The organism is Treponema sp. Marseille-Q4130 (assembly GCF_014334325.1).
GTDB lineage: Bacteria > Spirochaetota > Spirochaetia > Treponematales > Treponemataceae > Treponema_D.
Genome location: NZ_JACSET010000001.1, coordinates 345,687 through 366,475, shown reverse-complemented (window position 1 = coordinate 366,475; position 20,789 = coordinate 345,687). Strand labels below are relative to the sequence as shown.

The 20,789-nt window shown below is 44.5% G+C and carries 18 protein-coding genes and 1 pseudogene; 9 read left to right on the top strand and 10 right to left on the bottom strand.

The features are described 5' to 3' along the window. Positions 1 to 19 precede the first annotated feature (19 nt). The 3 genes from H9I36_RS01515 (at position 20) to H9I36_RS01505 (ending at position 3,529) form a co-directional block, all read left to right on the top strand. A complete protein-coding gene (locus tag H9I36_RS01515) occupies positions 20 to 760 on the top strand; it encodes a WecB/TagA/CpsF family glycosyltransferase (protein ID WP_187383616.1) in 741 nt (246 codons plus the stop codon). A gap of 149 nt (positions 761 to 909) precedes the next feature. Next, complete coding sequence (locus H9I36_RS01510; RefSeq protein WP_187383615.1) at positions 910 to 2,001, top strand: sigma 54-interacting transcriptional regulator; 1,092 nt, start codon at positions 910 to 912, stop codon at positions 1,999 to 2,001. 178 nt (positions 2,002 to 2,179) lie between these two features. Continuing rightward, entirely contained in the window at positions 2,180 to 3,529 is a 1,350-nt protein-coding gene (locus tag H9I36_RS01505; RefSeq protein WP_187383614.1) for a restriction endonuclease subunit S, read from the top strand. Here H9I36_RS01505 and H9I36_RS01500 read toward each other — a convergent pair. Next, the gene (locus H9I36_RS01500; protein WP_187383613.1) at positions 3,500 to 4,096 is read right to left on the bottom strand and encodes a restriction endonuclease subunit S; all 597 of its coding nucleotides are present in this window, start codon (positions 4,094 to 4,096) and stop codon (positions 3,500 to 3,502) included. The genes H9I36_RS01505 and H9I36_RS01500 overlap by 30 nt on opposite strands. Before the next feature lie 60 nt (positions 4,097 to 4,156). Here H9I36_RS01500 and H9I36_RS01495 point away from each other — a divergent pair, with 60 nt between their 5' ends. Continuing rightward, a complete protein-coding gene (locus tag H9I36_RS01495) occupies positions 4,157 to 4,966 on the top strand; it encodes a tyrosine-type recombinase/integrase (protein WP_187383612.1) in 810 nt (269 codons plus the stop codon). 180 nt (positions 4,967 to 5,146) lie between these two features. On the opposite strand, the gene H9I36_RS01490 is transcribed toward H9I36_RS01495, so the two are convergent. The 4 genes from H9I36_RS01490 to H9I36_RS01475 form a co-directional block, all read right to left on the bottom strand. Further along, the gene (locus tag H9I36_RS01490; protein WP_255422620.1) at positions 5,147 to 5,341 is read right to left on the bottom strand and encodes a DUF2281 domain-containing protein; all 195 of its coding nucleotides are present in this window, start codon (positions 5,339 to 5,341) and stop codon (positions 5,147 to 5,149) included. A 211-nt stretch (positions 5,342 to 5,552) separates the two neighbouring features. Further along, entirely contained in the window at positions 5,553 to 7,178 is a 1,626-nt protein-coding gene (locus tag H9I36_RS01485) for a restriction endonuclease subunit S (protein ID WP_187383611.1), read from the bottom strand. 41 nt (positions 7,179 to 7,219) lie between these two features. Then, positions 7,220 to 8,662 carry a type I restriction-modification system subunit M gene (locus H9I36_RS01480; RefSeq protein ID WP_187383610.1) on the bottom strand — a complete coding sequence of 481 codons (1,443 nt, stop codon included), beginning with the start codon at positions 8,660 to 8,662 and terminating at the stop codon, positions 7,220 to 7,222. A 2-nt stretch (positions 8,663 to 8,664) separates the two neighbouring features. Next, a complete protein-coding gene (locus H9I36_RS01475) occupies positions 8,665 to 11,469 on the bottom strand; it encodes a type I restriction endonuclease subunit R (RefSeq protein ID WP_187383609.1) in 2,805 nt (934 codons plus the stop codon). Positions 11,470 to 11,870: 401 nt separating this feature from the next. On the opposite strand from H9I36_RS01475, the gene H9I36_RS01470 reads away from it, so the two are divergent. From H9I36_RS01470 to H9I36_RS01460, 3 genes and pseudogenes are all read left to right on the top strand, one after another. Next, positions 11,871 to 12,116, top strand: a complete 246-nt coding sequence (locus H9I36_RS01470; RefSeq protein ID WP_370586935.1) for an acyltransferase — start codon at positions 11,871 to 11,873, stop codon at positions 12,114 to 12,116. 113 nt (positions 12,117 to 12,229) lie between these two features. Further along, a pseudogene (locus H9I36_RS01465) lies at positions 12,230 to 12,700 on the top strand (DUF4143 domain-containing protein); the annotation flags it as partial. 76 nt (positions 12,701 to 12,776) lie between these two features. After that, positions 12,777 to 12,929, top strand: a complete 153-nt coding sequence (locus tag H9I36_RS01460; protein WP_255422619.1) for a hypothetical protein — start codon at positions 12,777 to 12,779, stop codon at positions 12,927 to 12,929. Between the two features lie 51 nt (positions 12,930 to 12,980). Here the strand turns inward: H9I36_RS01460 and H9I36_RS01455 are convergent, their stop codons facing one another. The 4 genes from H9I36_RS01455 to H9I36_RS01440 all read right to left on the bottom strand — a co-directional run bounded on the left by H9I36_RS01455 (position 12,981) and on the right by H9I36_RS01440 (position 18,372). Next, positions 12,981 to 14,897: a tetratricopeptide repeat protein gene (locus tag H9I36_RS01455; protein ID WP_187383608.1), complete on the bottom strand. Its 1,917-nt coding sequence runs from the start codon at positions 14,895 to 14,897 to the stop codon at positions 12,981 to 12,983. Positions 14,898 to 14,917: 20 nt separating this feature from the next. After that, positions 14,918 to 15,370 (bottom strand): transcription antitermination factor NusB, encoded by a 453-nt coding sequence (gene nusB, locus H9I36_RS01450; protein WP_187383607.1) that lies wholly within the window; start codon positions 15,368 to 15,370, stop codon positions 14,918 to 14,920. A gap of 9 nt (positions 15,371 to 15,379) precedes the next feature. Beyond that, the gene (locus H9I36_RS01445) at positions 15,380 to 16,480 is read right to left on the bottom strand and encodes an MOSP complex formation periplasmic protein, TDE1658 family (protein WP_187383606.1); all 1,101 of its coding nucleotides are present in this window, start codon (positions 16,478 to 16,480) and stop codon (positions 15,380 to 15,382) included. Between the two features lie 83 nt (positions 16,481 to 16,563). Beyond that, entirely contained in the window at positions 16,564 to 18,372 is a 1,809-nt protein-coding gene (locus tag H9I36_RS01440) for an alanine--tRNA ligase (RefSeq protein WP_222864616.1), read from the bottom strand. Positions 18,373 to 18,674: 302 nt separating this feature from the next. On the opposite strand from H9I36_RS01440, the gene H9I36_RS01435 reads away from it, so the two are divergent. After that, a complete protein-coding gene (locus H9I36_RS01435) occupies positions 18,675 to 19,490 on the top strand; it encodes a hypothetical protein (protein ID WP_222864615.1) in 816 nt (271 codons plus the stop codon). Positions 19,491 to 19,702: 212 nt separating this feature from the next. Beyond that, the gene (locus tag H9I36_RS01430; RefSeq protein WP_187383605.1) at positions 19,703 to 20,128 is read left to right on the top strand and encodes an Rrf2 family transcriptional regulator; all 426 of its coding nucleotides are present in this window, start codon (positions 19,703 to 19,705) and stop codon (positions 20,126 to 20,128) included. 108 nt (positions 20,129 to 20,236) lie between these two features. On the opposite strand, the gene H9I36_RS01425 is transcribed toward H9I36_RS01430, so the two are convergent. After that, positions 20,237 to 20,749 carry a flavin reductase gene (locus H9I36_RS01425; protein WP_187383604.1) on the bottom strand — a complete coding sequence of 171 codons (513 nt, stop codon included), beginning with the start codon at positions 20,747 to 20,749 and terminating at the stop codon, positions 20,237 to 20,239. Positions 20,750 to 20,789: the final 40 nt, after the last annotated feature.

The window sequence follows — 20,789 nt, the reverse complement described above, 5'->3', positions numbered from 1 at the left end:
AAATTAAAATAAAGACCCTATGAGTATTCAAAGGATAAGCGTTGCAGGTGTAGGCGTCGATATCTGCCGCGCGGAAGACATCGAATCCGAAGTGCTTGAGCTCCTTGCAAAGCCGGGAACGAAGCAGATCGTATTTTTGTCCGTGTGGGATCTGCTTCGCGCGCGAGGAAAGAGCGAATACGCCGAATGCGTGCGGAGTGCCGATCTCGTTTTACCCGTTTCGAAAAGCATTATCCGAGGCGCGAAATTTCTCAAAAAATCGATCCCCGTACGATACAATCCCTTCGACGCGGTGATCGAAGTACTGTCCGTGCTCGAACGCCATTATAAATCGATTTTTTTGCTCGGAGCGCGAAGGGCGACTCTGCAAAAGGCCGAATCGAACGTGCGGGATACCTTTCCGAATCTGCAGATCGTCGGACGCTATATCGGTCATTATTCAAAAAACGCGGAAGCGGCCGTCATCGAAGCGATTTACAAATCGTCTCCTTCGCTCGTGCTCGTAAGCGAGGGTATCAAAGAAAAGGACGTGTGGGTATACCGCAGACGGAACCGCTTCGCATCAAGCATCTTTATTTATTATAAAGACGTACTCGGCATCTTTGCCGAACGCATCAAGCGCGTCGGCGAAAAAACTTTTGCGCGCGGACACGAAATCTATGCGGAAATTTTTCACAATCCTTTAAAAATATTTTTGCTTTTTCCGTACTTATGGTATATACTGTTATTGCTGTGGTATCGCCTTTTTAAAAATACATAAAAAGTGCGCAGCGGTTTTTGACAAAACAAGAGGCGGGGCATCGTGTGTGCGGCGGAAACGAAAATGTTCATGCCGCTTAAAAACGGGGAAGCGAGATGGAGGTATTCCCGAATTTAAACACCGTTGTTTTAATATCCTCGGATATAAAAGTGATCGATTGGTGCCGTCACGCCTTGGAGTCCGTTTTTTCCATCAAAGTCATCGATTCTCTTCAATCGTATTCGTATGCTCTCACCGCATTTCAAAACCTCATACTCGTCGACACGGCGCTGTTCAACGGACAAACTGAAAAAATATTTTCGGATATTGCACGCCGCGGACATGTGTTGTTTCTTGTTAAATCCGACGATACGTTTCCGCTTTCCTATGTGGAACGCCATTATAAAACGTGTATTCCGTTTCCGTGCGATTTGGATCTGCTTCGCGACGTTGTTGAGCGGTACGCCCGCGCACCGAGCGATGTCGATCCGATATTTAAAAAACCGGGGCGGACGCCGTTCGGCGAAGTCGATATAAGCGGGTTCGAAAAATTTATCGGTTCTTCGAAAATCATCATCGATGTAAAGCGACACCTCGCCGAAGCCGCACAGCGGGAGATATCGGTTTTGCTTCTCGGTGAAAGCGGAACCGGAAAAACCTTCGCGGCAAAACTCCTGCACGATAATTCTCCCAGAAAGGGAAAGGCCTTCGTGTCGGTGGAGATGTCTTCGATCGCCGAAGGACTTGCCGAAAGCGAGCTGTTCGGTACGGTACCCGGCGCGTATACCGGAGCGGTAAAGCGTTCGGGACGCCTTGCGAAAGCCGACGGCGGCACGCTCTTTCTCGACGAGATCGGAGATATTCCTCTCTTTTTGCAGGCAAAGATGCTGCGTATATTGGAAACGGGAAACTATTGCAGCGTCGGTTCGGATATCGAACGCCATGTCGATGTTCGGCTCGTGTGTGCGACGAACGCCGATCTCCAGCAGATGATGCACAAGGGAAAATTTCGTATCGATTTATACTATCGGATTGCAGGCTGCACGATAACGCTTCCGCCGCTCCGTCGCCATCTTGAAGATATCGATGAAATCGCCGCATCTTTTTTTACAGGGCATGATATTGCGCTTTCCGAAACGGCGCGCAAAAAACTCATGAGCTACGATTGGCCGGGCAATGTACGTCAGCTCGTCAATTGTTTACAACGCGCCCTCCTGTTTGCAAAGAGCGAAACGATCTATCCTGACGATATCAATTTTTGAATGCAAGTAGTTTACAAAATACATTTTATGACACAATTCTTTTAATCAATCCTCGCCAATAAAAGAAGATGCACCCTGCAACAAATATTCTCGAAAAAAAATCCCGGCAGGCAAGTGTTTCGAGATGCCCTATATATGATTGCATAACAGGCACTATGAGAAGTTCGCAGACGGCAGGGTGAAAGATATCGAGGGCGAAATCCCGTTTGACCTGCCGGACGGGTGGGCGATTGTTCATTTGAAAGACATCGGGATATTTCGCGGAGGTCAAACACCTCAAACATCTGAGTTATGTAATTCCGGGGATATCCCATATTTCAAAGTTTCAGATATGAATACTTGTGGGAACGAATTCTTTATGACCTGTGCAATAAATTATTTAACAACTAATATTAAGTATCGATTATTTCCTAAAAATTCAATTATTTTTCCTAAAAATGGAGGGGCAGTTTTTACTAATAAAAAAAGAATTTTAATAAAAGAATCTTTAATAGACTTGAATTCCGGCGCTTTTATTCCATCGCAAGAAGTTGATAGTATTTTCATTTACTATCTTTTTTCAACAATTGATTTCAATAAATTTTATAAAGGTAGTGCAGTGCCTACAATAGATTTTAATTTAATAAATGAATTGCTCTGGGGATTGCCTCCGCTCGCCGAACAGAAACGCATCGTCGCAAAAATCGAAACAATTTTTGCACAAATCGATTTGTTAGAACAAAACAAAGCCGATCTGCAAAAAGCTGTCAAACAGGTAAAGTCAAAAATTCTTGACCTTGCTATCCACGGGAAGCTCGTTCGGCAAGACCCAGCCGATGAACCTGCCTCCGTATTGCTGGAAAAACTCCGCGTCGAAAAAGAAGCAAAGATTGCAGCCGGTGAGATAAAACGCGGCAAGAATGATTCGTATATTTATAAAAGCGGTACCGATAATTGTTATTATGAGAAGTTTGCTGATAAGACGACGGAACAGATTGAAGTGCCGTTTGATTTGCCGGAAAGTTGGTGCTGGCAAAAAATTTCTTCAATATGTGAAATAAATCCTAAGAATAAATTAGATGATCCTTTAGATGTTTCTTTTGTACCAATGACTTTAATTGATGCGGAATTTAATAACAGTTTTACCTATGAAGTGCGAAAATGGGAAGTGGTAAAATCCGGTTTTAGTCATTTTTCAGATGATGATATCGGTATTGCAAAGATTACACCTTGTTTTGAAAACAGGAAATCCGTCATTTTTAGGAACTTGAAGAACAAATACGGAGCCGGGTCAACAGAACTGCATATATTACGAACAAACAATCAATATATTTTTAATGAATATGTATTTTGGTTCATAAAGACTGATTCTTTTATAAAAGCAGGTATTAATAATTTCACCGGTGCTGTGGGACAACAAAGAATTGGAAAAAAAATTCTTGCAGAGACTCTTATTCCTATTCCGCCGTTAAATGAGCAGATCAAAATATGTAGAAGTATTAATAAACTAATGAAGGAATTAGACGAGATTATTTTGAATATTGTCTAAGGCACTAAATATTTCTTCAATTTTAGCAACAATTCTTTTTTGTTCAGATATCGGGGGAACAGGGATGAGTGCATCTCTTAGCATATTTTGTGTTAATTGATATATCTGCGTTGAATTTGATTTTCTTAAATAATCTTTGAAATAAAAACTTTGCAAATATCTAAGAATGTAGGGATTAAATTTACTTCTAAAAACAGCCATAAATGCACCAAACGCCATTTTTTCAGGTAAATTTTCAATTATTGTACATTTTCCGACTAAATTTTTACTACCGTTTCGTGTACAAATTAAAATATTACCGTTTGAAACATATTGATTTTCAAATATTTTTGTTTGTACTCTTGTCAAATCTGATAAACATAATTTTTCATCTTGTATGTTGTGCGATCGTAGAACAGGAATGCCTGTGTCAGTCAAATCTTTAGGATGATAAATTAGGCCTATATTAGTATCACCAAGTTCATTTAACCTGCACCATTGCCAGTTTTTCGGAAGCTCAAATGGAATATCATCATCTATACAAACATCAGTTTTTCCACAGAACTTCTCATAATAACAAGAAGCCACACTGCAAGTATACTTTCAGATAAGCGAGAGATCGCGAATCTTGTTTATTTGGAGGTCGTTATGGAAAACGGCGAAAGTTTTGAAGAGTATTTGAAGAAAAGCAATCTTGCACAGAATACCCTTACGTCCTACGTATGGACAGTTAAATACTACACGGAACATTATGATTCTTTAAGTAAGGAAAATCTGCTTGCATACAAAGGCTATCTGATTGAGTTCTTTAAACCGAAAACGGTAAATTTAAGAATTCAGGGAATTAACAAGTATTTACAGTTTACGCACAAAGATCAGCTGCGATTAAAGTTTGTAAAAGTTCAGCAAAAAAACTTTCTGGAAAATGTTATCAGTAATGCGGACTATCAATTTTTGAAATCGAGTCTTAAAAAAGACGGAAATCTTGAATGGTATTTTGTCGTGTGGTTCCTCGCCGCTACCGGAGCGCGTGTCAGTGAGCTTATTCAAATAAAAGTTGAGCATGTTAAATTAGGGTATTTTGATCTGTATTCAAAGGGTGGAAAACTCAGACGGCTCTATATTCCTAAAATTTTGAAGGAAGAAGCCTTACAATGGCTGGAAGCAATCGGGCGCGAGTCCGGCTATCTCTTTCTCAATCGCTTTGAAAAGCATATTACCACCCGCGGAATTGCTCAGCAGCTAAAGAATTATGCCAGAAAATACGGGATAAGTGAAAAAGTTGTTTATCCGCATTCATTCCGGCACCGCTATGCAAAGAATTTTCTTGAAAAGTTCAATGATATTTCCCTTCTTGCCGATTTGATGGGACATGAAAGTATTGAAACAACGCGCATTTACCTACGCCGTACTGCAAGCGAGCAGCGGGAGCTGGTTGATACCATTGTAACGTGGTAAAGAGAGCGAACGCAGATAAAATTTAAGAAAATACCTCTCAAAAAAAGATCGTCCTCAAGTAGGAGCTCTCTCCAACGCGAGGGCGATCGCTTTAGTTCAATCGGTCGGTCTTAACCGTTGCTGTGCAATGAGATTGACAATATTTGCTAAAATATGCGTGTCATAATTTTACGGTTTCCTTTACACAGCGCCAAAAAGTTTTGCAATTTCGTCATTATCCTCATCAAAATTTCTCGAATAAGAAAATTCTCCTTTTGCAATACCGAAGCAGCGTTTTATTTTTTTAGCCTGTAGATGAACCGTTTCAATTATTTTTGTGTTTTTTAGATTATCTGCAATCGTAGCGAGAAGTTGAATTTTCTGTTCATATGGCATTTCTGATACCAGAGTTTCTATTTGAGCTTACTGCTCATAGGACATAGGTAATCATCCATATGGTTTATTATAACATAAGTTCTTATTTTTATGCTGGATTATCGTTTATTCGTGAAGATGGTTTAATAGCTGACGTTTCACTCGGTTTTGCGCCGGAACAAAGAGGATTAAAGACCGACTGCTATTATACTGCCGATATGTTAAGACAAAGCTAATCTGCTAGTCTAGCTGTGATGAAATCAAGTTGAGCAAACAGCTCTTCAATCCTGGTAACGATCCTTTTCTGCTCGGCGAGCGGGGGAAGGAGAACTAAGATTTTTTCAAGATTGGCTCTAGAAATTCTTAAACGAGTTGTTCCCATGCAATTATTTTTTATTAATTCAAGATATTTTAAAGATTGTGTATAATAAATGAAATAATTTTTTAAAATTATTTCTTCCTTCAAACGAATAATTGTACAATCGACAGCAGTAATCAATCGTTCAGAAAGGTTTGGAACAATACAAGCTCTACCTACCGGCTCTGGAAGTCGAGAAATTAATATATCTCCTGGATATATCTCATTGCAATTAAGCTTTTTAAATGTTTCTTCAGAAATATAATGATAATTTTCCTTTTTATCTTTAAAATAGCCAAATCCTATATTTCCTGTTTGTAATAGCCGAATACCGAAACTGGATTGGTCTTTTGACTCTATCCAATCACCATCGGCAATATAGGTAGCAATCTCCCCCAAGCGACACCACGTCCAATCCTCCGGTATATCAAACGGAATTTTGCCAGAAACATCTGCCTCGCAGCCATCGGTATATTTTTGATAATAACAATTATCGGTACCGCTTTTATAAATATACGAATCATTCTTGCCGCGTTTTATCTCACCGGCTGCAATCTTTGCTTCTTTTTCGACGCGGAGTTTTTCCAGCAACACCGAGGCAGGTTCATCGGCTGGGTCTTGCGGAACAAGTTTCCCGTGCATGGCAAGGTCAAGAATTTTTGACTTTACCTGTTTGACAGCTTTTTGCAGATCGGCTTTGTTTTGTTCTAACAAATCGATTTGTGCAAAAATTGTTTCGATTTTTGCGACGATGCGTTTCTGTTCGGCGAGCGGAGGGAGAGGAATGAGACAGTTGGATATAATTTCTAATGTTAAATTCGGAATAGAAGTAACTTTTGTTTGCTTTAAAAGTAACTCTTTAATTGTTGAAACTTCAATTACAATCCTTAAAAATTGGAGATTAAGAACATCAAAATGTTTCAATCTAACAAATGCTACAGCTTGGTTTGTATTAAGTGGTAAATCTTGTTTTCTCACGATTGCAGTCTTTCCTAATGTTCCAGCTATTGAAATAACAAAATCATTTTCTTGTAAAACTGAACGTTTCAAATATCCAAGATGGTCTTCTTCCGTTATGTGAGAAATATTGTTTAAATCAATTGTTCCATGATTGCTGATATTTTCTATTCGAAGATAATTAACTCCACTGATTGTATATACGCTTTTTCCTCCTTTAGGAGTAGTCCCCTTTGAAATTAATTTGGATATCTCCCCCAATCTGCACCACGCCCACCCGTCCGGCAGGTCAAAAGGGATTTTGTCTTCGATATCTTTCACCCTGCCGTCAGCAAACTTCTCATAGTGCCTGTTATCATCACCGAAAAAAATATACGAATCATTTTTACCGCGTTTCAGTTCACCGGAAGCGATTTTTTTCTCTTTTTCTACACGGATTTTTTCAAGCAGTACGGTTGCGCTCTCATCGGCGGGGTCCTGCTTTACAAGCTTTCCATGAATGGCAATATCCAATATTTTTTGACGTAACGCATTTGTGTTCACTGTCGAATCTCCCAATCGCGACCTTTATCGGTTTTCCTTTATCATTCTTCAATACCTTCAATCAGCTTGGAAAGTTCGGCAACAGCTGCGGCAATATTTGCGCTTTTGGTTTGAATAGTTTGCATAAGTTCGGCAAGGGAACAGTCTACGGTATCGGAATCGTCTTTTATCCATTTTAAGTCGAGGCTAATCTTTTCGTCTTTTAAGATTTCTTCAACCGGGAACTTACGCCACCTACCGTTCGGATTTTCGGGCGACCAGGTTTCTTTGCGGTCTTCAAAATGTCCGGCACAGTAGCAGTTTACAAAATCTTCAAGGTCGGAACGTTTAAGCGGTTTTGTTGCAAGGGTGTGTTTAATACCTGTCCGGTAATCGTAATACCATGTCTCTTGTGTCGGGCTTCCTTTTTCAAAGAAAAGTACATTTGCTTTTACGCCGTTTGCGTAGAAAATACCGGTCGGCAAACGAAGAATCGTATGAAGATTAAAATCTTTTAGAAGTTTTTTGCGGAGAATTTCTCCGGCGCCGTCTGCAAAAAGCACATTATCGGGAAGAACGATTCCGGCTCTTCCGCCGTCTTTTAACATGACCATCATGTGCTGCAAAAAATTTAACTGGTTGTTGCTTGTCGTTACAATCAAATCGGAACGCATTGTCGAAATATCGACGCTTCCTGCAGGTCGAGCACCGAAAGGCGGATTTGCAAGAATTACATCTACAAGATGTTCGGGTTCGTGTTCCAAACTATCTTCACATTTAATCGGCGTGGTGCCAGCTCCAATGTCGTGAAGATAAAGATTCATAGAAGCCAATGTTACGACAAGAGGCGTAATGTCATTTCCCCTAAGAGCCTTCGTTTGTAAGAAATCCACTTTACTCTGTTCGTCGCTTTGTTTGCGCATATAGTCATAGGCAGCAAGCAAAAACCCTCCGGTCCCGCACGCAGGGTCGGCAACGGTCTCCGTAATCTTCGGCTGAACAACAGCAACGATAGCATTAATCAACGGGCGCGGCGTAAAGTACTGCCCTGCTCCGGATTTTTTATCCTGTCCGTTTTTTTCAAGAATACTTTCGTAAATTGCGCCTTTTAGGTCTCCGTCCATACTGAACCAGTTTTCTTCATCAATCATTCCGATCAGTTTTTTAAGAAGAGCCGGTTTTGTAATCTTATTTTGTGCTTCCGTAAAAATTGCGCCGATAAGTCCGTCTGTTGCTTGTAAAATTTCCAGAATCTTTTCATATTTTGCAAGTTGATCGGGTCCGTCCAGTTGAACGATATCTTTCCATTTGCTTCCGTCAGGAAGTGCGCTGCCTAAACCGTATGATTCTTTTTCAAAATCCATTTTGAGAAATAAGAGATATGTCAGCTGAATAATATAATCCGTAAATCCGATGCCGGCTGCCGCAAGAACATCCGCCATGTTCCAAACTTTTTTCGTAAGCGCCTGTTCCGGTTTTGCCTGCGTTGCTTCTTTTTTTGCCATTTTTATGCAGCCTTTCCGTAGAATACGTATTTGGAGATTGTTTGCATTTCCGAGTTTAGTTTATCCGCCCCGAAGATAAGAACGGCTTCTACGAATAAATCATGTTTTGCGTTGTTTAATTCAATGTTCGTGATACAGCCGTTTTGTACAATGTATTCTGCAATCTGCCGCACGATTTCAATTTGTTCCGGCGTAAATTTACGCCAAGCCTGTCCGCAATAAAGGTTGAAATAGCTGCCGAATCGTCTTTTAAGGGAGACAAGTTCATCATCAACCTTATATCCGTATCTTACCAGTTGAATAAGATTGGTAACAACGCCCAGTTCCGTTTCTCTGTTTAACGGTTTTACTTTTCCGCTCTCTCCGTCCAGCGTTTGATAGCACGTCCATAAGAATTCCGGTTTGAACTGGTTATTATACGCAATAAGTTTCTTTTCCAAATCTTTAAGCATCGTATACGTGATGGCGACTTTTTCCTGATTATAAAGAATCCTTAACGCTTCAATTTCATCTTTATTGTCATCAAGATAGGTTTCAAATGTAGTAATATATTCTTTTGCCTGTTCTTTTGAAAATCCTGCATACAGTAACGTGTCCTGTTTTTCAAAGGCAATTTTAATAAATCCGGCATTGATTTCCAAAAGTTTTTTGCGGGCTTTTACGTTATTTATGAGCGGGGAAATCAAAATTTTTCTTTCCGTGTTCGGCTCGTTAATATCTTTATAGGGAGGTAAACTGCAAGACTCGGGTGTGATTGATTCAAAAATATTTACAGCCAATTGTTTTACGGTAATAGCGCCGAGTAAGTCATTAAGTTCGATAATATCTTCCGATTCGGCTTTTTTATTTACGTTTGAAAGATAGTCTGCAAAAAGTTCCAAATTCTTATCGGATAATTCTCCGTGTGCAAGATGTTCAAGAAGGTCTTTTAGCGACAAGACTTTTTTTATATCGCCGTTTCCGCCCGGAGTCGGCATTGATTTTTCATGCTCCGTTACACCGACGGCATCAACAAGATAATAAAAGTCTTTTGAGACCGCATTTGCGGTTACGTTTCTTAGTTTATCGTCGGAAAGCGTTCTGCATCCGCGTCCTTTCATCTGAGTGTAGAGAACTTCGGAATGTATATCGCGCATAAAAACAAGAATTTCCAAAGGTCTGATATCGGTGCCTGTTGCAACAAGCGTAACGGTAATTGCAATCCGAAAATCTTTATCATTTCTAAAATCGTTAATCAGTTGATTTGAATTTCCTGATTTACACGTAATCAACTGAGCATAATGTTCGGGGATTTCTCCGTTAGGAAATTCGTTTTTGAAAACCTTTTTGATTGCTTCCAATATGTCTTCTGCATGGCTTTCTTTTTTTGCAAAGAAAAGCGTTTTTGGAATCATAGTCCAATCTTTTTTTCTGTTTGGGTACAGAGACTCATAGATGGAATCTTTATATGCTTGAACAACCGTTTCGATTTGTGCCGGAATCACAACACTTCTGTCTATGTCCGTTTTGGTGAATTGCCGGTCTTCATGTTGCTTTTGCGTTTTTCTTTTACCGTCCCAGTTGGAAACTTTTTTGATTTTTTCACCGTCTTTAATGGTACCGCCGCTTTCCGAGATTTCGGTTTTAATTCTATACACACGCGGAGGAACATTAACGCCGTCGGCAACGGATTTTTCCAAAGTGTAATTTACTACTCGGTTTTTATTAAAAAACGCTTCAGCTTCCGGTGTCGGAGTTGCCGTCAGTCCGATGATTTTTGTATTATTGAAATAGGTGAGAACCTGCCGCCAATCTCCGTAAATTGAACGATGGCATTCATCAATTATAATTACGTCAAAGAAATCCGGCGGTAAAAGTATGTTTCCGGTAAACTGAATCTGTTTTCCCGGTGCGTTTTCATCATTATCCGTTTCTTCGTCATCGTCGGCATCGTTTATTTCTTGCCCCGTGAGCACTGCAAAAAGCCGTTGAATCGTTGAAATGACGACACTTGCATTTCCTATTTTTTCAACGCTTTTAAGACGATGAACAATGTATTCATCGGAAAAAGGATTACCGCTTTCCGTAAGTTTATATGTTCCGAACTCGCCTTCGGCTTGCTTACCAAGATTGTTACGGTCTACAAGGAAAAGAACTCGCTTTGCGGATGTATAATTCAAAAGCCGATACGCTGCCGTACAGGCGGTAAATGTTTTTCCGGCACCCGTAGCTAAAACGATAAGAGCCTTTTTGAATCCCTGCTTAAATGAAAGTTCCAGCTTTGTGATTGCTTCAAATTGACATTCCCTTAAACCTTTTGCCCCTATAGCCGGAACGGAAGGAAGTTTTGCATATTCCGAATCAATGTCGTCGCCCGCCAAATTAACAATATCTTTCGGGGTGAGCATTTTTTTAAGAACTTTATAACTCGGTTTTTCATCGTGCATATCCTTAAAGAGCAAAATCTCGCCGTTTGAAAGAAAAATAAACGGAAGCGGAGTTTTCCATGCCCGTATCCAGTCGGGCAGAATATTTCCGTAATTCTGCGCTTGTTCTGCAACTTCAGGACCTAAATTATTCTCTTTTCTTTTTGCTTCAAGAACCCCTATAGCCTTTCCGTCAAGATAAAGAATGTAATCAGCTTCTTTATTGCCTTTTAAGATATTTTCACGGACGGCTTGCGCATTTATCGCTTCGGGAACAAACTCATCCCGATTGACTACCGTCCAACCGGCATCTTCAAGATATGTATCGATATAAACACGAGCTCTTTGCTCAGGCAATAGGTCGTCATATATGAAATTATGATTATTTTTGTATTCCGTCATACATATATCCTGATGTTCCGATAGCACAAAACTATCGGAGCAATTATAACACTGTTTTGATTATTTTGCAGCTATCGCATCACAGTAAATCCGAGCTAAAATTTGCCCTTGACTTAAAGTTCACTTTAAGTTGCATAGTAATTGTTATTGCGATGAACCGTCAGTTTAAAATTTTTCCGGCGATTTTAAACGTAAGGGACACTATGGCAAAAACATTGATTGCATATTTTTCTCATACGGGAGAAAACTATTTTGCAGGATAAATCCGCTCCATCGACAAGGGCAATACCGCCGTTGCGGCAGAGTTCGCGCAAAAGGCGACGGGCGGTGAACTGTTTGAAATCCGCACGGTAAAAGACTATCCTGCAAACTATAAAGCGTGCACGGATGTTGCGGCGAACGTGCAGCTTATTTCGAGCAATCACGATATGTACGAGCGCGCCGTTCTTTTGTGTAAAACGGTTTTGATAAAACGAGATACGTGGATCGGAGCCGGAGCAACTATCCTGCCCGGCGTCTGCGCGGGAAAGCACGCGGTCGTCGGCGCGGGGTCGGTGGTTACAAAGGACGTGCCTGACTATGCCGTTGTTGTCGGAAGTCCTGCGCGGATCGTCAAAACGCTCGACGCGGATAAGTTTAAGGAATAAGAGTAGGTCTGTACCGGCTCTACACTGACAGATAAGAAGAAATACACAAATTCCGGCAATGAAACTTTGAAGAAACGCACAAAATCAGCTAATATCCTACCTGTTATAATACAACCGATCCGAGAGTAAGCCTCGCGGACACAAAAGACTTTGACAGCTACAAACTCTATCTTTCCGACACAGGCTTGTTTATCACTTTGATGTTCATTGACAGACCTGCGATAGAAAACGAATTCTATAAGAAGCTGCTGTCGGATACACTGCCTGCCAATTTGGGATATCTTTATGAAAATGCGGTTGCTCAAATGATCACTGCGGCAGGTCGTGAACTGTATTATCACACATGGGAAAAGAGCGGAAGCACTCATTATTACGAAGTTGATTTTTTGATTTCAGACGGCAGTAAAATTTCAGCCTTTGAAGTAAAGTCATCCGGAACGGGAAAGCACGAATCGATCGTTGAATTTGCGAAAAAATTTTCAGCAAATATCGGCGCTCTGTATGTATTGTCTCAAAAAGATGCGGGCACAGAGAGAACGTTGCAAAAAAAACCGATATATTTGACGCCGTTTCTTGTTCGCTGAACGGAGAGTATCCGTAAAAACGTGATATACTGTCGGGTAAAGATTTTTTGTTAAAATAACATAGGAAAAAATACTTATGAATGAATTTAACGGTGTAGCCGATACCATGCTTATTCCGATGGGGGCGCGGATTTATGCGTCCAAGCGCTTTCCCGAATATTTCTATGATAAAACGGCTTTGTCGCTGGAAGAAAAAATCCCTGCGGAAGAACGATCATCCTGCATTTAGATCTTAACTGAACTGTCCGAGCGAGCAAGGGCTTTGATGCGATCGAAACGCTTATCGGCTTTGTTCGGCGAGGCGGTCTCTTAACAATTTTGCGCGCGCGTGATTCGGAACAAGGGTGAGCGCATAACCTACCGAGCGGAGCGCTTCCCTCGTTTTGCTCTGTGCGCTGTAGATGAGCGCCATGCGGTATTGGATTTCCGCCCGCTGCATCGCGTCCGCCGCACGGACGGAAGAGGCCGCATAGAGATCGAGCGCCTGTATGTTTGAGCCGAGACTTTCGTATATCATCGCGAGGTTCATGCACGACGGCGTGGAGACGAGGGACGAAATCGTTTTGCCGTCCGTGCCGCCGCCGCTCTCGTACACGCAGTATTCGTAGAGACGTATCGCCGTATCGGCAAGCCGGCTGTAAGCTGCAAACCACGCCGCATATTCGGCTTCGCGGATCGTCATATCGCGGACACTCGAAGCGCACGCTTCCCAAAAATCGCGCGATGCGTCGAAATCGTACTTTGCAGCGATGCTCTTTCGAAAGAGACGGAAAGCATCGTCGTAACGCCGGTAGGCTAAAAGGCGGTTCAGCGCAAATTCGAAAATGACATCGGGATAGACGTTCGTGCCGACACTGCTGCGCTCAAGTTCGTTCCATACATCGGATATTTTTTCATCCGGTGTCAGAGAAAAATCGGTTTCGTATTTTAAATGCAAGCGCGCGATATACAGTACGGGATTATTAATTCTCTCGAGGCTCCGATCGATGCGGTATTCGGCGTCGCTCACCGGAATCTTTGCGCGCCTGTCGTAAGCTTCCATCTTGAGCGTCGCAAGGCCGTTGTCCCTGAGCGTGAGTTCCTGCAAATCTTCCGACGGAGGCATACTCGTCCGTCGTGCAAAATCCGCATACGCGATGAGGGCCGGTGCATAATCGGGCCACGCGTTTACCGTATCGGTTAAAAGGCGACTCGCTTCGTCGTCGTTACCGTTCGCTTCGGCGTACAGCGCGCTGTCGACAAAGAGCGCGGGTAAAAGCGAACTCACATTTTCATCCGCGATGTTCATGCCGCCGGTATTCCGCTGCATTTCGGCGATCACGCTGCGCCTTGCCCGCTCGGCTTCTTCCGTCTCCGAAAGCGCGATATGCGAATCGGAGAGGACGGCAGCTATTTCAACGGGCGACACTCTGTGACGGGAACGGATCGAAGAGGTCGGATAGAGCGAACGCGCTTTTTCGGCATAGGCGGCCGCTTCTCCGAAGCGGCGCGAATCGAACATGACGAGGCTCCAAAAAAACGCATCTTCAGGCTCAAAGCAATCTGTAGGTTTTAGGGAATACGCCGTATCGTAATCGCCGTCTTTTAAACAGATAAGCGCCGCATCTCGCAGCCAATATGCATCGTTCGAACCGGCGTATGCGTCGCAAAAGATAGGAAAAAATCGCTTGTCGAAATACTCGGAAGCGCTTGCTTCTTTTTCGGATGCAAGTTCGCGCAAGTACGCTTCGGAATACACCGAGCCGAAACGCGTACCGCGAAGGCATTCGGAGACCTTTACCGCTTCCGCTCCCCTTTCGGAGCGCATCAAAAACTGTGCGTACACCGCAGACATTTCGGGATTTTTCGGATTGCGCTTCAATCCGCGCACAAGCGTCCGCTCGGCAAGAGCCGTCTCTCCCATTTCAAAATAACGGCGGTAAATGCCGATGCGCGACCACGAATCGTATACGTATTTTTCGGCTTTTTTCAATTCCGAAAGCGCGTCCCTGTCCTGTCCCTGTTCGCTGAGCGCGTCGATATCATCGAGCATGCCGGTAAACGACGAACGGGAAGCGCTCATCCTGCACGATGCGGCACATACGACTAGATAAAAATTAATAATTAATAAAAAAAAACAAAACGCGTTCGGAAGATGAGCGTAATTCCGACTGCGGCAAAAATCGCGTACGCCAAAACACACGAACTTTTTTTTCATGACGTCCCTCGCCCCGACCCCTACTCGGAGGATGCTTCGGCGGGAGGCGGCACGGAAACGGCTTTGCCGATTTTATCAAGCACCGCGTTGATAAAGCGAAACGAATCGTCCGCTCCGAATTCCTTTGCAATCTGTATGGCTTCGTCTATGACGACGGAAGCGGCGATGTCTTTTTGATATAAGAGCGAATACACGCTCATGCGCAAAATGGACAGCGATACTTTGTTTACGCGGTCGAAATCCCAATTCGCGGCGAGGTGTTTTTTTATGTTTTCGTCTATTTCGGAAAGATGTTCGACCGTGCCGGCGGCCAAAAGCCGCGCGAATACGTATTTGTCTTTGTTCGTATCTTCGGCGGGGACACCGCTTTCCGACACCCACGAAAAAGCGAGCAGGTCTTCAAGCGGGATGCCGCCCACTTCGTAAGAGTACAGCGTTTGAAATGCAAGCACCCTGCCCTTTCTGCGCGACACGCGATGTCCTTACCAGCTTAAAAGTTTATCCAGTTCGACGCCGGTTTTTTTGCGGTCGACGTTTTCGCTCACGTCAAGCGATTTGGAAATCTCGTTTGCGGCCTTTTGCAAATACGCCATCTGCTGCTGCTGACCGAGATACTGCATGATGTAATTGTAAACGGTAATCGTCGTTCCCGGGCGGACGATATCGCTCAAACCGAGCAGTTTCGCGTCGTATTTTTCTATGATGGAATAAAATTGATAATTCGTGTCGTTGTCCTGAACGTCGGAAATATATCCGGGAGTGCGGGAAAAGAGTTCGAGCAGCACGCGGTAAGATATACCGAGCTGCACGGCGCTCGTTTCGGTTTTATTGATAAGCATTTCGCCCGCTTGGAAACCGGATTTTTCAGCCTGAGAGCGGACGCCGATCTGCGTGCGTGCCGCATTCGGATCCTTTGCGCTTTTGAGCGTATTCCACATTTCCGTCGCTTTCGCTTTGGCATCGTCCGGAGAAGCACCTTTCGGCACGATGACAAGGAAGAGGCGTAGCATATCGCTCCACACGAAATTCGCTTTATTCATTTCGTAAAAGGAGCGTATATCTTCGTCCGTCGGTTTGACACTGCGCAGTTCGGCTTCGCGCTGCTGCTGGATATACTGCTGCGCCGTAATCTGCGCTTTAAGGTATTCTTTATATTCGGCGATGGACATACCCGCCTGCTGCTTCATAAACTCGTCGAGTGACATCTTTGTCTGCTGGCGAACGATCGTATTGAGTTCCTGTTCGGTGACCGTATCGTTTCTGCCGATCATCTGCGACATCGATTGGAGAAAGTTTTGATTTACCGTGCTGTCGGGAATGGAAATACCCGCTTTTTGCGCCGCCTGATTGATGAGCTTTTCGGAAATGAGAGCGTCGAGCGTTTGCTTGCGCTCGTCGACGGTCAAAACCCTGCCCGCCTGCTTTTCGTACACGCCGACGCGCGTTTTAAGCTGCTTGACGGTAATCGATTCGCTCTTGTTGAGCTTTATAACCGCAAGCACTTGCAAATCCGACTGCGCAAAAACGGACGCGGCCGAAATCATCAACATGCAACAAAAGAGGGTAAAACGGTTTACTTTCATTGTATCTAAGTCCTTTTCAATAATAACAAATTGCACTGCGATGTGTTACACGAGCGCATACCGGAACGAAGATGCGCCTGCCGCTAAGCTCCGAGCGGAAGCCCGCCCGAAATGACCGCACGGATGCGGCGCACGCCTGCGGAAGATGACTGCTCTTTCGTGATTTTAAACTGCCCGATCTGCGCCGTATGCTCGACGTGCGGGCCCGCGCACACTTCTTTGCTGAAGTCTCCGATGGAATACACCGTAACGCGCTCTCCGTATTTGTCGCCGAAAAGCGCGCGCGCTCCGGTGTCTTTGGCGTCGTCGAGGCTCATCTCTTCCACCGAAACGGGAAGGTCACGCGCGATCTGTTCGTTTACCAAATCTTCGACTTTTTGCACTTCTTCTTTCGTCAATGCGCGTGAAAAAGAAAAATCGAAGCGGAGGCGTTCGGGCGTAATATTCGAACCCTTTTGCGCGACTTCCGGCCCGAGCACCCGCTTGAGCGCTTCGTGCAGCAAGTGCGTCGCCGTATGATATTTCGTCGAAATCTCCGAATGATCGCCGAGTCCGCTTTTAAAAGCGCCGGCGCTCAGCGTGCGCGATTCTTCCTGATGCTTTTTTTCCGCTTCTCTGAACGAATCGATATCGACCGTCATACCGTGTTCGCGGCCGAGCTCTTCGGTCAGTTCGATCGGAAAACCGAACGTATCGTAGAGCCTGAAAGCGACGCGTCCGGGAATCGTTTTTTGCGGATTTTTTAATAAATTCGGCAAAAGCTTTTCGAACTCCGCTTCGCCTTTTTTCAGCGTTGCAAGAAATTTATCCTCTTCCGCGCCGAGCTGTTCGAAAATAAAATCTTTTTTGCCTTCGAATTCGGGGTAAGCTTTAATGTATTCGCCGATGACGACGTCCGCAGGCTTTGCGAGAAAAGCGCCTTCGATGCCGATCTTCCGCCCGTGGCGCACCGCACGGCGGATCACTCTGCGGAGGATATAACCCGCACCGACATTGCTCGGCGTCACGGCTTTTTGGTCGCCCAAAATAAAAGTCGCCGTACGCACGTGATCGGAAATGATGCGGATCGATATGTCGACGTCTTCGTTTTCGCCGTACTTTTTTCCCGAAAGCGATTCGATGCAGCGGATAATCGGAACGAAAACATCGATTTCGTAAACGGACTTCATGCCGCCGAGCATCGCGACCGTGCGCTCGGCTCCCATGCCCGTGTCGACGCATTTTCGCGAAAGGGGTTGGAACGTACCGTCTGCGGTTTTGTTGTACTGCATAAATACGTTGTTCCAGATTTCGACGTATTTTCCGCACGGACAGCCCGGCCGGCAATGAGAAGCGCATGCTTCTTTTCCCGTATCGTAAAAGATTTCCGTGTCGGGACCGCAGGGACCGGTCAAACCCGCAGGCCCCCACCAGTTGTCGCTCCTCGGCAGATAAAAAATCCGCTCGCGCGGAACGCCGCAGCTTTCCCAAATGGAAGCCGCTTCGTCGTCGCGAGGCACCCCTTCTTCACCCGCAAACACCGTCACGGAAATCTTTTCCGGCGGAATCGCAAGCCATTCTTTGCCCGTCAAAAATTCCCAGCTGAACGCGATCGATTCTTTTTTAAAATAATCGCCGAGCGACCAGTTGCCGAGCATTTCAAAAAACGTCAAGTGCGACGGGTCTCCGACCGAATCGATGTCTCCGGTGCGCACGCATTTTTGATAATCGGTGAGCCGCGTTCCTTCGGGGTGATTTTGCCCCGAAAGATAGGGAACAAGCGGCTGCATGCCGGCGGTCGTAAACAAAACGGTGGGATCGTTGTCGGGAATGAGCGACTGACCGCTTATTTCCGCATGTCCTTTGCTTTTAAAAAACGCGATATATTTGGATCGAAGTTCATCTACAGTCATAAATTTAATAATATAAGTTCACCGCTTCAATGTCAAGGTGATTGTTGACAGGTGATTGTTACAGGTGATGTTGCGCATAAGTTTCGCAGATGGTTACCTCTAAAAACAGTTTTTAGAGGCAACTTTGAAAATGCGATCAAACAATTATCGATGAAAAGTTCTATTGACATTACAATAAAAGTATCGTATATTATTTAATGTAATAACAAAAGAACATCACTACAGTGTTGGTTGACTCGTTTTCGCACTGTACGCGGAAACAGCAAGCGCGACGGACGGCGGACAGTCCGAAGGAGAAAAAGATGGAAACTATGAAACTCGGGAAACGCGACTGCAAAACGGTTCGGCTTTCAAAAGGGACGATGGATGTGTACGATTTCGGCGCGATAAAGCTGCATGCGTTTAAGACGAATGACCCGATGAGCGACGAATGCTTTTTGATCGAAAAAAACGGCAAGGTTTTTATGATCGAATCTCCGTGTTTTTTCGACAACATCGCCGAGCTGGCAAAGTATATTGGGGATATCGGCGCGGACTATGTCGGCACCGTCATCGCCTACCATGCCGCAGGCGGAAGCTTTATGCCGGAAAAGCCTGTCTACTCAACAAAAAATGCGGACGCGTACGGTCATACCGGCGGAGGAGCAGCATTGGTGAACAACTTTGCCGCGACATTCGGCAAAGCCTTCGACAAATCGCTGTATAAGACGACGAACTTTATCGAGGGCGATACGCTTAAAATCGCGGACGTCGAATTGAAAATCGTTCGTACGCAAGATGCCTTCGATATCGAACTGCCGGAAATCAATGCGGTGTATACGCATATGCTCGGTCACGACGTACACTCGATTGTCGCCGGCAGTGCTCACGCCGATGCGATTATCGCCCAGATTGAAGACTATATCAAGCGCGGTATCGGCTTTATTCTCACGTCGCACTACACGATCGAAGACCTTTCGGACGCAAAGCAAAAGATCGCATACCTTCGCGACCTTAAAAATATCGCGCTGAAAAATAGGGATGCGTCGGCGTTTAAAAAAGCGGTTCAGGAAAAATACGGATCGTACGGCGGACTCAACTACCTCGATATGACTGCAGGTATGTTTTACGCAAAATAAATTTGATCGACGGAGATAGGAGCTGTCAGAACACTCCGGTTTTCGGACAGCTTTCTTAATGCACGGTGTTACCGTTCGCCGCGGGCGCTTTTTGCCTGCGGCGTTTTTCGGTATACTGTGTGAAGTATGAAAAATCAAACGCTTACTATAGAAGCCGCCGCTTGTCTCAATCGTTTGGATTTGCAGTATGGGGCGCCGGAGACATTCAGCCTATGAAAATCAGTGTTCGCTTTACGGCGGCGATACACACGCTGCTGTGCATCCGGTATTTTCAAAACGAATGCCGCGTTACTTCGGATTTTATCGCGTCGAGTACGGGCGTGCATCCCGTTATTATACGAAAGATTTTATTACAGCTGCAAAAGGCGGGACTTGTCGAAACGGCTGCGGGCGTCGGCGGCTCGCGCCTTACAAAAGATGCGAATGAGATCACGCTGCTCGATGTATACCGAGCGATTAACGAAAGCGGAGAAGCGCAAAACGTATTCGCTTTTCATCCGCAGCCGAATAAAAAATGTCCGATAGGGAAAAACATTCACCGCATCCTCGATCCGGTATTGGAAAGCGCGCTCGGCGCGATGGAGGCGGAGCTCGGTAAAACAACGCTTTCGAGCTTATTCGTACAATTGCCGAAGTGATCCTTGTTTTCCACCGTGCGATTTACGGTTCCGTTCGCAGACCGTCACGTATTTCGGTATCGTTTGAGTACGCCGCTTTTTTTAAGCGAACGGCAAGCGATATAATCACTACCGCGCTTTTTCAAAAACGCGGCATACTTCGTATATGTACGCTTCGTGGTAATCTTTGTCGGGGTAGCAGTCCGCGTCGATGGTTTTATCGACAAAAAGTTTCGGGTCGAAAAACTGCGAATACAATTTTTTCCCGACGATGACAAGTTCGGCTTCCGCTACGGCGACGGTGCCGTTTATCGGATAGGGACTGATGCCCGCCTTTTTCCACTTATCCGTATCGTGTCCCGAAATCGTACCGCAGATTTTCAGCGCTTCCCGATATCGTTCCGGCAAAAAAGAGAGCGTTACCAAATCGTACGAATCGATAAAAGTTTTTGTAAAACGCTGCGGCCGGATAAAAATCTGCACGACGTTTTTTCGCCACAAGCCGCCGAACATACCCCAGCTCGCCGTCATCGTATTGCAGTCTTTTTCGGTTCCGGCGGAGATAAGCATCCATTGTTTTAAAATTTTCGAAAAGGGATTAAACGAAAGATCGTCTGTCGATATTTCGCGAAAGAGTGCCATGTCCATATTATAATTATTTTAAATCATCACATCTCCGGCG